Consider the following 12,008-nt stretch of genomic DNA (forward strand, 5'->3'; position numbering starts at 1 on the left):
CGCCGCGTGGGCGGCCCGTGATCCGCAGCAACCAGCCTCGTGAGGTAGAAGACCGTGTCCAGCAGCACGCCCGAAGTCACCGAGACCGCCATCACCGGAACCGCCCGGGTGAAGCGCGGCATGGCCGAGATGCTCAAGGGCGGCGTCATCATGGACGTCGTCACCCCGGAGCAGGCCAAGATCGCCGAGGATGCCGGCGCGGTCGCCGTCATGGCGCTGGAGCGGGTCCCCGCCGACATCCGGGCGCAGGGCGGCGTCTCCCGGATGAGCGACCCCGACATGATCGACGGCATCATCAACGCCGTCTCGATCCCCGTCATGGCCAAGGCCCGCATCGGCCACTTCGTCGAGGCCCAGGTCCTGCAGTCGCTCGGCGTCGACTACATCGACGAGTCCGAGGTGCTCACCCCGGCCGACTACGCCAACCACATCGACAAGTGGCAGTTCACCGTGCCCTTCGTCTGCGGCGCGACCAACCTGGGCGAGGCGCTGCGCCGCATCACCGAGGGCGCGGCCATGATCCGCTCCAAGGGCGAGGCCGGCACCGGCGACGTCTCCAACGCCGTCACCCACATGCGCACGATCCGCGCCGAGATCAAGCGCCTGTCCTCGCTGCCCGCCGACGAGCTCTACGTCGCGGCCAAGGAGCTGCAGGCGCCGTACGAGCTGGTGGCCGAGGTCGCAAGGACCGGCAAGCTGCCCGTCGTGCTGTTCACCGCCGGCGGCATCGCCACCCCGGCCGACGCCGCGATGATGATGCAGCTCGGCGCCGAGGGCGTGTTCGTCGGCTCCGGCATCTTCAAGTCCGGCAACCCCGCCGAGCGCGCCGCCGCCATCGTCAAGGCCACCACCTTCTACGACGACCCGGACGTCGTCGCCAAGGTCTCCCGCGGCCTGGGCGAGGCCATGGTCGGCATCAACGTCGACGAGATCCCGGTCCCGCACCGCCTCGCCGAGCGCGGCTGGTAAGTCCTGACGGCGGGGCGGCCTCCCGCGCCGCCCGGTCCGGCGCGCGGGACGGTCACCCGCGGTGAAAGACGCCGTCAAAGGCGGCGCCCGTGAAGGGCGCCGCCTTTTGCGCGTCCTGAGGAGTTCACCCTCTTGTCGTGATCGTCGGCGAGGCCGCGGCTTCACCGTCCGATCGCCCCGGGAGGATCCCCCCATGTCCCAGCTCAGCAGGCGCTCCTTCCTCGTCACCGGCCTCGCGGGCGCCGCGGCCGGCCTGCCCTCCGCCGCGCGCGCCGCCCCCGGCCCCGGCGGCGGGGCCTCCCCGGCCTCCCGGGAGCTGCGCTCCGACCCCTTCACGCTCGGCGTGGCCTGCGGCGACCCGGACTCCGGCGGCTTCGTGATCTGGACCAGGCTGGCGCCGCGGCCGCTCGCCGAGGACGGCGCGGGCGGCATGCCCGCCAGGCCCTTCGCCGTCCGCTGGCAGGTCTACGCCGACGAGGCCGGCCGCCGGCCCGTACGGCAGGGCGTGGCCATCGCGCGCCCCGAGCGGGGCCACAGCGTCCACGTCGAGGTCGACGGGCTGGCCTCCGGCCGGGACTACTGGTACCGCTTCAGGGCCGGGCGGTACGTCTCGCCGACGGGCCGGGCCCGGACCGCCCCGCACCCGCTGTCGTACGGCTCCGGGCTGGTGCTGGCCTTCGCCTCCTGCGCGCAGTACGAGCACGGCCACTTCACCGCCTACCGGCGCCTGGCCGAGGACCACCCCGGCCTGGTCCTGCACCTGGGCGACTACCTGTACGAGTACGGGCGCGACGTCTACACCGCTCCCGGCGGGAACGTCCGCCACCACGAGGGGCCGGAGACCGAGACCCTGGCGGACTACCGCCGGCGGCACGCCCAGTACAAGACCGACCCCGACCTGCAGGCGGCGCACGCCGCGGCGCCCTGGCTGGTCGTCTGGGACGACCACGAGCTGGACAACAACTGGGCCGGAGAGGTGCCGGAGAAACCGGAGACCCCGCAGCCGGGCTTCCCCGCCCGCCGCGAGGCGGCGTTCCGCGCCTACTACGAGAACATGCCGCTGCGCCGCGGGTCCGTCCCGCGCGGCGCCGGCATGCGGCTCTACCGGCGGATCCGCTGGGGGAGGCTGGCCGTCCTCCACCTGCTCGACACCCGGCAGTACCGCAGCGACCAGGGCTGCGGCGACGGCTACCGCGACTGCCCGGAGGCGGCCGTCCCGTCCCGCTCGATCACCGGCGCCGAGCAGGAGCGGTGGCTGCTGGAGGGCCTGCGCCGCTCGCGGGCGCGCTGGGACCTCCTGGGGCAGCAGGTCTTCTTCGCCCAGCGCGACAGCGACGCCGGACCCGCGAAGGTCACCAACCAGGACACCTGGGACGGCTACCCCGCCTCCCGGCGGCGGATCACCCAGGGCTGGGTGGACGCCGGGGTGCGCAACCCGGTCGTGCTCACCGGGGACGTGCACGCCCACTGGGCCGGCGACCTCAAGCTCGACTACGACGACCCGGCGTCCCGCACGGTCGGTTCCGAGCTGGTGACCTCCTCGATCACCTCGGGCGGGGACGGCCGCGACTCCGACCCGGCCGCCCACCCGTTCCTGGCGGTCAATCCGCACCTGAGGTTCCACAACGACCAGCGCGGCTACGTGGTGACCCGCATCGAGCGCGAGCGGCTCACCGCGGACTTCAAGGTGCTGCCCCAGGTCTCCCGGGCGGGCGCGGAGGCGTACACCCGGGCGAGGTTCGTCGTCGAGGACCGGGTCCCCGGGATCCAGCAGACCTACCTGCGCCCGCTGGATCCCCCGGTGGCCGCAACGCCCGCGATCGACCAGGTCCGGGAGACCGTGGACCGGGAGACCAGGCGCCCCTGACGGCGTCACCGGGCCCGCGCGAGCCCGCGCCGGGGCGGCCGTGCGGCCGTCCCGGCGCCTGCCCGGGAGCGTCCCGCGGGAGCGCCGCGCGGAGGGCGGGGCGGCCGGTCCGGCGGGGCACGCCCGTGCCGGAGGAGGACGGCCGGAGGCGGAGAGGCGATCACCGTCCGGCACACCGCGCGGCAGCGGTTACCCTCGTAGGGCGAACCCGACGAGCCGGACGAAAGGACGAGCGTGCCCACGATCGGTGTGCTGGCCCTCCAGGGAGACGTGCGCGAGCACATGCGCGCGCTGGAGGACGCGGGAGCCAAGGCGGTGGCCGTACGGCGCCCCGGTGAGCTGGAGACCGTCGACGCCCTCGTCGTCCCGGGCGGGGAGTCCACCACCATGTGGAAGCTCGCGACCACGTTCGAGATGCTGGAGCCGCTCCGGGCGCGGATCGCGGGCGGCATGCCCGCCTACGGGTCCTGCGCCGGAATGATCATGCTGGCCGACCGGATCCAGGACGGTGTCGAGGGTCAGCAGACCATCGGCGGCATCGACATGACGGTCCGCCGGAACGCCTTCGGCCGCCAGATCGACTCCTTCGAGGCCGACATCGACTTCGCCGGCCGGGGCGGGCTGCGCGCGGTGTTCATCCGCGCCCCCTGGGTGGAATCGATCGGCCCGGAAGTGGAAGTGCTGGCCCGGGCCGAACCTGCCGATAGGATCGTCGCGGTCCGCCAGGGGCCGCTGCTCGCCACGTCCTTCCATCCGGAGCTGATCGGGGACGCGGGCGTGCATTCGTACTTCGTGGAAATGGTGAGGGAGTTCTAGGCGATGTCCGGCCACTCCAAATGGGCGACGACGAAGCACAAGAAGGCCGCGCTTGACTCCAAGCGGGGCAAGCTGTTCGCCAAGCTCATCAAGAACATCGAGGTCGCGGCCAGGACCGGTGGCCCCGACCCGGACGGCAACCCGACACTGTACGACGCCATCACCAAGGCCAGGAAGAGCTCGGTCCCGCTGGACAACATCGAGCGCGCCCGCAAGCGCGGCGGTGGCCTGGAGGCGGGCGGCGCCGACTGGCAGACCATCATGTACGAGGGCTACGCCCCCGGCGGCGTCGCGGTGCTGATCGAGTGCCTCACGGACAACCGCAACCGGGCCGCCTCCGAGGTCCGCGTGGCGCTGACCCGCAACGGCGGCTCGCTGGCCGACCCCGGCTCGGTGTCCTACATGTTCAACCGCAAGGGCGTCGTGATCGTCCCCAAGGGCGGCCTGTCCGAGGACGACGTGCTGATGGCCGTCCTCGACGCGGGGGCCGAGGAGGTCAACGACCTGGGCGAGAGCTACGAGGTCGTCTGCGAGGCCGGTGACCTCGTCCCGGTCCGCAAGGCCCTGCAGGACGCCGGGATCGACTACGACTCGGCCGAGTCGAGTTTCCTGCCGACGATGAACGTCCCCCTGGACGAGGAGGGCGCGCGCAAGGTCTTCCGGCTGATCGACGCGCTCGAGGACAGCGACGACGTGCAGAACGTGTGGGCCAACTTCGACGTCTCCGACGAGGTCATGGAGAAGATCGAGGCCTGACGGGCGGCGCGCCCCTCCCCGGCGGAGGGGCGCGCCGTTCCGTCCTGCCATCTTGGTTGTTCTGCGAGGTTTGTCCCCCTGCGTACGGGTAGCAGCGGCTCACCATGGGGAGCCCTGATCTCGTCTTCGCGGTGGCCGGCGCCGGAGCCCTGCTCGCCGCCGTGCTCCCGCAGCTGCTCGACCGGCGGCCCTTCTCGCTGCCGCTGGCCTGCCTGATCGGCGGGTTCCTCCTCTATCTGGTGCCGCTGGGGCTGTCGCGGCCCGACCCCGTCGCCCACCGGGCACTGCTCGAGCACGCCACCGAGGTCTGCGTCATCATCTCGCTGATGGGCGCGGGGCTGGCGATCAACCGGCCCTTCCGCTGGGCCCGGTGGGCCTCGACGTGGCGCCTGCTGGCATGGACGATGCCGCTGAGCGTGGCGGCGGTCGCCCTCGCCGCCCACACCCTGCTGGGCTGGCCGTGGGCCGCGGCGCTGCTGCTCGGAGCCGTGCTCTCGCCGACCGATCCGGTGCTCGCCTCCGACGTGCAGGTCGGCCAGCCGGTCGACTGCGAGAAGGACGACGACGAGGTGCGGTTCACGCTCACCTCCGAGGCCGGGCTCAACGACGGCCTGGCCTTCCCGCTCGTCTACGCCGCGATCGCCCTCGCCCTCGCCGGGGGCGGCGCCGGCTGGGTCGCGGAGTGGGCGCTGGCCGACCTGCTCTACAAGTGCGTGGTCGGGGTGCTGGGCGGCCTGGCGACCGGCACCCTGCTGGGACGGCTGTTCTTCCGGGCCAGGACGGCGGACCTGCGGCTGGCCGAGCACCGCGACGGCTTCGTCGCGCTGGCCGCGACGTTCCTGGCGTACGGCGCCACCGAGCTGACGGGCGGGTACGGCTTCATCGCGGTGTTCGTGACCGCCTGCACCATCAGGGCCGCCGAGCGCACCCACGGCTACAACGGCGTGCTGCACGGTTTCATCGAGCAGATCGAGCGGCTGCTGACCGCCTGGCTGATCCTGCTGCTCGGCGGGTTCGTCGCGACCGGCGGACTGTCCGCGCTCACCTGGCAGGGGGCCGCGGTCGGGCTGGGCCTGCTGCTGGTGGTCCGGCCGCTGACCGGCTGGCTCGCCGGCCTCGGCGGACGGGCGGGGCCGCGCGAACGCGGGGTGATCGCCTTCTTCGGCATCCGGGGCATCGGCTCGCTGTACTACCTCGCCTACGGGCTCGGCCACGCGGGCTTCGGGGTGCCGCCCGAGGAGCTCTGGGCCGTGGTGGCGTTCACCGTGGTGGCCTCGCTGGTCCTGCACGGCGTCACGGCGACGCCGGTGATGGAGCGGCTGGACCGGCTGCGGGTGAGGGCGGCCGAGGACGGCGGCGGGGAGCCCGCCGCCCAGCGGCTGTGAGCCCCCGTCCCCGCCGGCCGGGGGAGCGGCGGGTCCGGCGGCCTTTCCGTGCGGGGCGGGGCCGCCAGGCGGTAGAGTCGGGCACCGAACAGGTGTTCGGCGGGTGGGAGGCGTGCCGGTGCGGGTGCCCGAACTGCGGGTGATGGGGGTCGATCCAGGGCTGACCCGGTGCGGGCTCGGCGCGGTGGAGGGACGCCCCGGCGCCCCGCTGCGCCTGGTCAAGGTCGGCGTCGTGCGCACGGCGGCCGACGAGGAGATCGGGGCCAGGCTGGTGGCCGTCGAGGCCGGGATCGAGCGGTGGCTCGACGAGGTCAGGCCGGACGCCGTGGCCGTGGAGCGGGTCTTCGCCCAGCACAACCTCCGGACCGTGATGGGCACGGCCCAGGCCTCCGCCGTCGCCATCCTGTGCGCCTCGCGGCGCGGCATCCCGGTGGCGATGCACACCCCCTCCGAGGTGAAGGCCGCGATCACGGGAAGCGGCACGGCGGGCAAGCAGCAGGTCGGCGCCATGGTGACCAGGCTGCTGCGGCTCGACGAGATGCCCAAGCCCGCCGACGCCGCCGACGCCCTCGCGCTCGCCATCTGCCACGTGTGGCGGGGCGGGGCGCACAACCGGCTGGCCGAGGCGCTGGCCAGGACGAGGACGGAGCCGGGCACGACCGCGGCGGCCTACTTCCGCGGCCGGGGTCGCGGCGGACATGCGAGAGGAACGATGAAGTGATCGCCTCGGTGCGGGGACGGGTGACCACCATCGCGCACGACAGGGCGGTGGTCGAGGTCGGCGGCGTGGGCGTGCTGGTGCACTGCACCCCGGGCACGCTCGCGACGCTGCGTGCGGGCGAGGAGGCCCGCCTGTCCACCTCCCTGGTGGTCCGCGAGGACTCGCTCACGCTGTTCGGCTTCGCCGACGACGACGAGCGCGGCGTCTTCGAGATGCTGCAGGCCGCGAGCGGCGTCGGGCCCAAGGTGGCGCTGGCCATGCTGGCCGTGCACACGCCCAACGCGCTCCGGGTGGCCGTCGCCGCCGCCGACGTCAAGGCGCTGACCCGGGTCCCGGGCGTCGGCCCCAAGGGCGCCCAGCGGATCATCGTCGACCTCAAGGACAAGCTCGGCACCCCGGAGGAGGCCGTCAGCGCCGCGCTCAACGGCCGTGCGGCCGCGCCCGCCTGGCGGGATCAGGTCCACTCGGGACTGGTCGGCCTGGGCTACTCGGCCAAGGACGCCGACGAGGCCGTCGCCGCGGTGGGCCCGCAGGCCGACGCCGAGCTGGCCGCGGGCCGGACCCCGCAGGTCGCGGCCCTGCTGAAGGCGGCGCTGCGTGCGCTGAGCGTGCGATGAACGGAGGAGGTCACGTGAGTGAGCGGAGCGAGCGAGCCATGGGTGCTGCAGTGTCGCTCGCGCGGCCGACGGAGGAGGTCACGTGAGTGAGCGGAGCGAGCGAGCCATGGGTGCTGCAGTGTCGCTCGCGCGGCCGACGGAGGAGGCCGCGTGAGTGAGCGGGATCTGGTGTCGCCGGAGGCCGAGGGCGACGAGCGGCTGATCGAGGCCGCGCTCCGGCCCAAGCGGCTGGAGGAGTTCATCGGCCAGGCGCGGGTGCGCGAGCAACTCTCACTGGTGCTGCACAGCGCGCTGCGCCGCGGGCGGCCCCCGGACCACGTGCTGATGAGCGGGTCGCCGGGGCTGGGCAAGACGACCCTGTCGATGATCATCGCGACCGAGCTGGGCGTGCCGCTCCGCATCACCTCGGGGCCGGCTCTGGAGCGGGCCGGTGATCTGGCGGCGATCCTCTCGACGCTCTCGGAGGGCGAGGTCCTCTTCGTCGACGAGATCCACCGTATGGCCCGCCCGGCGGAGGAGATGCTCTACCTCGCCATGGAGGACTTCCGGGTCGACATCGTCGTGGGCAAGGGGCCGGGCGCGACCGCGATCCCGCTGGAGATCGCGCCCTTCACCCTGGTCGGGGCCACCACCAGGGCGGGGCTGCTGCCCGCGCCGCTGCGCGACCGCTTCGGTTTCGTCGCGCACATGGACTTCTACGAGGCCGGGGAACTGGAGCAGGTCCTGCACCGCTCGGCGCGGCTGCTCGGCCTCCGGCTGCCCGACGACGCCGCGCGCGAGATCGCCGGGCGGTCGCGGGGCACGCCCCGTATCGCCAACCGGCTGCTGCGCAGGGTGCGCGACTTCGCCGAGGTGCGGGCGGAGGGGGAGATCTCGAAGGAGGTCGCCGCGGCCGCGCTGGACCTCTACGAGGTCGACGCCGAAGGTCTGGACCGGCTGGACCGGGCGGTGCTGGACGTGCTGCTGCGCAGGTTCGGGGGAGGTCCGGTCGGCCTGTCCACGCTGGCCGTCGCGGTGGGGGAGGAGCCCGAGACGGTCGAGGTGGTCGCCGAGCCGTTCCTGGTCCGGCAGGGCCTGCTGGCCCGGACCCCGCGCGGCCGGGTCGCGACCGCCGCGGCGTGGTCGCACCTGGGGCTGACGCCGCCGCCGGACGCGTTCGGCGCCTGAGGAGCGGGTGCGGCGCCTGAGGGCTCCGCACCCGTCCGGTGGGCACGGCGCCGTACACACCCGTGCGGTGGGCGCGGCGCCGTACATGAGGGACGCGCACCCGTGCGGTGGCGCGGCGTCGCACATGAGAGACGCGGGAGAGATGCGGAAGAGACGCGGAGCCGGCGGCGTTGTTCCTGGAGAGCCGGTGGCGTTGCTCCCGGAGGGGGAGGGGGCGCGGACTCCGGCGCGGCGGAGCCGTACAGGGATGATCACGGATCGGTGACGAGGGTCTCGAAACGGGAACTTCCCCACGTGCCCGATCGTGACCTCGTTGCCGCGCTTCTAACAGCTCGCCTAAACTCCGTGGCTTGGCTGGCTGTGTAGGCTGACGTGCTGAGCGGCGTGGCCGTATACGACGTCCGGCGCCAGGCCGGTCATTCTCAAGTTGGAGGAACGGCCCCATGGGCGACTACTCAAGCCTCATCATGATCGCTCTGATGGTCGTGGTGTTCTACTTCCTGCTCATCCGCCCGCAGCGCAAGCGGCAGCAGGAGCAGGTCCAGATGCAGAACTCCCTGACTCCGGGGACGCGGGTCATGACCACGACGGGACTGTTCGCCACCGTGGTGGCCATCGACGCCGAGGACGTGATCCTGGAGGTCGCGCCCGGCGTCGAGACCCGCTGGGTCAAGGCCGCCATCGGGCGGGTGATGCCCGAGGCGGACGACGCCGGGAGCGTCCGGGAGGACGTCGCGGGCATCGACGGCGACGTGACGGAAGTCCCCGAGCAGCAGGGTGACAACGAGGACTCGGCCCCCAACAAGAAGTCCTGAGCGCGGCTCACCCCCAATCCCCCTTAACCGAAAGAACTGACGACCAGTGGCCCGACCGACCAGCGGCCAGAGCAGACCGGGGCGCATGCTCCTGGCGCTTCTGGCGCTCATTCTCGCCATGGGCGGGGCGATGCTCCTGGAGGAGTCGCTCACTCCCGAATATGGCCTCGACCTCGCCGGCGGCACGACAGTGACGCTGTCGCCCATCACCCCCAACGGCGGCACTCCCAGCGAGGAGAGCCTCGACCTGGCCGTGAACATCATCCGGGAGCGGGTGAACGGCAGCGGCATCTCCGACGCCGAAGTGGCCAAGTCCGGTGACAACATCGTCATCTCTGTCCCCGGAGTCGGTCAGGAGGAGGTCGTCAAGCTGGTCGGCACGACCGCGGAGCTGCGCTTCCGCCAGGTGCTGGCGATCGCCGCGGGCTCGCCCGAGGCTCCGGGCGAGATGGCCACCCAGGCGCCGACGCCGGCCCCGGGTGAGACGGCCACCCAGACGCCGGCCCCGTCCGCCTCGGCCCCCGGTCAGCAGGGCACGCGGACCCCGGCGCCCTCCTCGAGCGCGAAGGCGAGCCCGAGCGGTTCGCCCGCGGGCCGGGCGCTCTCCTCGGCGCTGACCAACCCGAGCCCGGCGCAGACGACGGCTCCCCGGCAGCGCAGGACACCGGCGGCCGAGCCCAAGGGCGACGCGGAGCCGGCGGCCGAACCGAGTGGCAAGCCGTCCGCGGCGTCGTCCGCGACGCCCACGGTGGCCGCGGACGACCCGCTGGCCGGTGTCGACACCACCGGCATCGACCCGCAGACGCTGGAGCAGTTCAAGACGCTCGACTGCTCCAAGCAGGACAGGGGCCAGGGCGCCCAGGACGACCCGAACAAGCAGTACGTCGGCTGCAGCCAGGACGGCGTCGCCAAGTACGTCCTGGAGAAGGCCGCCGTCACCGGAACCGCGATCGACACCGCGGACGCGGGCGTGGAGCCGAGCACCGGTGAGTGGCTCGTCCAGCTCTCCTTCAAGGGCCAGGGTCCCCAGCAGTGGTCCCAGGTCACCACCACCGCCTTCAACTCCGCCGAGCCGCGCAACCAGATCGCCATCGTGCTCGACGGAGTGGTCATCTCCGCCCCGGTCATCCAGCAGCCCATCACCGGCGGCCGGGCGCAGATCTCCGGCAGCTTCACCCAGGTGACCGCCACCGAGCTGGCAAACCAGCTCAAGTACGGCGCGCTCCCGCTGAAGTTCGAGAAGAGCTCGATCGAGGAGGTCTCCTCGACCCTGGGCGCCGACCAGCTCCGCGGCGGTCTCATCGCCGGCGCGATCGGTCTCGGCCTGGTCTTCGTCTACTCGCTGTTCTACTACCGGGGCCTGGGCCTCGTCTCGGTGCTGAGCCTCGTGGTCGCCTCCATGCTGACCTACCAGTCGGTGGTGCTGCTCGGCCACTACGCGGGCTTCCGCCTCTCGCTCCCGCACATCATCGGCCTGATCGTCTCGATCGGCATCACCGCGGACTCGTTCATCGTCTACTTCGAGCGCATCCGCGACGAGATGAAGGAGGGCCGCCGCACGCTGCGCTCGGCCGTCGAGGTCGCCTGGGTCCGCGCCCGGCGCACGATCCTGATCGCCGACGCGGTCATGTTCATCGCCGCGGTGGTGCTGTACTTCCTGGCGGTCGGCGGCGTGGCCGGGTTCGCGTTCGCGATGGGCCTGACCACCCTCATCGACATCGCCGTGGTGTTCATGTTCACCAAGCCGTTCGTCGCGTTCCTGGCCAGGCTGGACTTCTTCGCCAAGGGCCACAAGCTCTCCGGCATCGACGCCGAGCGCATGAGCAACGAGCCGGTCGCCGGCTCCACGACCGCTTTGCAGGAGGCGTGATGGCCGGCCTCGTGAGCCGCCTCTACCGGGGCGAGACCAACGTCGACTTCGTCGGCAAGCAGAAGCTCTGGTACGGCCTGTCCGCCTTCCTGCTGCTGATCTCCGTCGCGGGCCTGGCCGTCAACGGCCTGAAGCTGGGCGTGGAGTTCACGGGCGGGTCGGTGTTCTCCTTCAAGGCGCCGTCGGCCACCATCGAGCAGGTCCGCGGCACGATCCTCGAGGCGAGCGAGCATCCGCCGATCGTGCAGACGACCAACAGCGGCTGGCGTGTCACCACCGGCAGCCTCCCGGCCGAGAAGATCACCGCGGTCCAGAAGGCCGTCGCCGACGAGTTCGACCTCGCCGAGCCGAGCGAGGTCACCGTCCAGGTGATCGGCCCGTCCTGGGGCGACCAGGTGGCCGACAAGGCCGTCGTCGGCCTGATCGTCTTCATGCTGGCGATCGTCCTCTACCTGACGATGGCCTTCGAGTGGAAGATGGCGCTGGCCGCCATCGTGGCCCTCCTCCACGACCTGGTGATCACCGCGGGCGTCTACGCCTGGTCGCAGTTCGAGGTCACCCCGGCGACCCTGCTGGGCTTCCTGACGATCCTCGGCTACTCGCTCTACGACGCGGTCGTCGTGTTCGACATGATCAAGGAGGTCACCGCCAAGCTCGGCACGACCTCCAAGGTGACCTACTCGCAGGCCGCCAACGACGCGCTGAACCACACGCTGATCCGGTCGCTGAACACCACCCTGGTGGCGATCCTGCCGGTCGCGGCGATCCTGTTCATCGGCACCACGCTGTTCGGCGCCGGCACGCTGAAGGACCTGTCGCTGGCGCTGTTCGTCGGCATGATCGTCGGTACGTACTCCTCGCTGTGCGTGGCGACGCCGCTGCTGGTGACCCTGAAGGAGCGCGAGCCGCGCTACCAGGCGATCGCCCGCAGGCTCGCCTCGACCGGCGGCGCGGCCAAGGCCGGCCGCCAGCCGGTGGCGGCCGGGGCCGCGTCCGGCGGCGACAAGCGCAGGAAGAAGTAGGAC

11 protein-coding genes are annotated in these 12,008 nt (G+C 72.4%); all 11 read left to right on the forward strand.

The features are described from left to right. The first annotated feature begins 54 nt into the window (after nucleotides 1-54). The 11 genes from pdxS (at nucleotide 55) to secF (ending at nucleotide 12,005) form a co-directional block, all read left to right on the forward strand. Nucleotides 55-969, forward strand: coding sequence for a pyridoxal 5'-phosphate synthase lyase subunit PdxS (gene pdxS / locus ACFOWE_RS18855; RefSeq protein WP_449301219.1), 915 nt, complete (start codon nucleotides 55-57; stop codon nucleotides 967-969). 193 nt (nucleotides 970-1,162) lie between these two features. After that, nucleotides 1,163-2,836, forward strand: coding sequence for an alkaline phosphatase D family protein (locus ACFOWE_RS18860; RefSeq protein ID WP_377289549.1), 1,674 nt, complete (start codon nucleotides 1,163-1,165; stop codon nucleotides 2,834-2,836). 234 nt (nucleotides 2,837-3,070) lie between these two features. Then, entirely contained in the window at nucleotides 3,071-3,652 is a 582-nt protein-coding gene (pdxT, locus tag ACFOWE_RS18865; RefSeq protein WP_377289551.1) for a pyridoxal 5'-phosphate synthase glutaminase subunit PdxT, read from the forward strand. A 3-nt stretch (nucleotides 3,653-3,655) separates the two neighbouring features. Then, entirely contained in the window at nucleotides 3,656-4,408 is a 753-nt protein-coding gene (locus tag ACFOWE_RS18870; protein ID WP_377289553.1) for a YebC/PmpR family DNA-binding transcriptional regulator, read from the forward strand. Nucleotides 4,409-4,512: 104 nt separating this feature from the next. Further along, nucleotides 4,513-5,793 carry a cation:proton antiporter gene (locus ACFOWE_RS18875; RefSeq protein ID WP_377289555.1) on the forward strand — a complete coding sequence of 427 codons (1,281 nt, stop codon included), beginning with the start codon at nucleotides 4,513-4,515 and terminating at the stop codon, nucleotides 5,791-5,793. Nucleotides 5,794-5,926: 133 nt separating this feature from the next. After that, nucleotides 5,927-6,514 carry a crossover junction endodeoxyribonuclease RuvC gene (ruvC, locus tag ACFOWE_RS18880; RefSeq protein WP_377289637.1) on the forward strand — a complete coding sequence of 196 codons (588 nt, stop codon included), beginning with the start codon at nucleotides 5,927-5,929 and terminating at the stop codon, nucleotides 6,512-6,514. Beyond that, the gene (gene ruvA / locus ACFOWE_RS18885) at nucleotides 6,511-7,131 is read left to right on the forward strand and encodes a Holliday junction branch migration protein RuvA (protein WP_377289557.1); all 621 of its coding nucleotides are present in this window, start codon (nucleotides 6,511-6,513) and stop codon (nucleotides 7,129-7,131) included. The genes ruvC and ruvA overlap by 4 nt, the downstream gene beginning before the upstream one ends. A gap of 150 nt (nucleotides 7,132-7,281) precedes the next feature. Then, nucleotides 7,282-8,298 (forward strand): Holliday junction branch migration DNA helicase RuvB, encoded by a 1,017-nt coding sequence (ruvB, locus tag ACFOWE_RS18890; protein WP_377289559.1) that lies wholly within the window; start codon nucleotides 7,282-7,284, stop codon nucleotides 8,296-8,298. Between the two features lie 443 nt (nucleotides 8,299-8,741). Beyond that, nucleotides 8,742-9,113, forward strand: a complete 372-nt coding sequence (gene yajC / locus ACFOWE_RS18895) for a preprotein translocase subunit YajC (protein ID WP_377289561.1) — start codon at nucleotides 8,742-8,744, stop codon at nucleotides 9,111-9,113. A gap of 85 nt (nucleotides 9,114-9,198) precedes the next feature. Beyond that, the gene (gene secD, locus ACFOWE_RS18900) at nucleotides 9,199-10,983 is read left to right on the forward strand and encodes a protein translocase subunit SecD (RefSeq protein WP_377289563.1); all 1,785 of its coding nucleotides are present in this window, start codon (nucleotides 9,199-9,201) and stop codon (nucleotides 10,981-10,983) included. After that, nucleotides 10,983-12,005, forward strand: a complete 1,023-nt coding sequence (gene secF, locus ACFOWE_RS18905; protein ID WP_377289565.1) for a protein translocase subunit SecF — start codon at nucleotides 10,983-10,985, stop codon at nucleotides 12,003-12,005. The genes secD and secF overlap by 1 nt, the downstream gene beginning before the upstream one ends. Nucleotides 12,006-12,008 lie beyond the last annotated feature (3 nt).

Origin of the sequence: Planomonospora corallina, from assembly GCF_042650625.1 — a bacterium.
Classification (GTDB): Bacteria; Actinomycetota; Actinomycetes; order Streptosporangiales; family Streptosporangiaceae; genus Planomonospora_B; species Planomonospora_B corallina.

Excerpts from the sequence above, each read along its gene's own strand:
- ACFOWE_RS18860 (WP_377289549.1), top strand. The coding sequence starts at position 1,163 with ATGTCCCAGCTCAGCAGGCGCTCCTTCCTCGTCACCGGCCTCGCGGGC.
- ACFOWE_RS18870 (WP_377289553.1), top strand. The coding sequence starts at position 3,656 with ATGTCCGGCCACTCCAAATGGGCGACGACGAAGCACAAGAAGGCCGCG.
- ACFOWE_RS18875 (WP_377289555.1), top strand. The coding sequence starts at position 4,513 with ATGGGGAGCCCTGATCTCGTCTTCGCGGTGGCCGGCGCCGGAGCCCTG.
- yajC (WP_377289561.1), top strand. The coding sequence starts at position 8,742 with ATGGGCGACTACTCAAGCCTCATCATGATCGCTCTGATGGTCGTGGTG.
- secD (WP_377289563.1), top strand. The coding sequence starts at position 9,199 with ATGCTCCTGGCGCTTCTGGCGCTCATTCTCGCCATGGGCGGGGCGATG.
- secF (WP_377289565.1), top strand. The coding sequence starts at position 10,983 with ATGGCCGGCCTCGTGAGCCGCCTCTACCGGGGCGAGACCAACGTCGAC.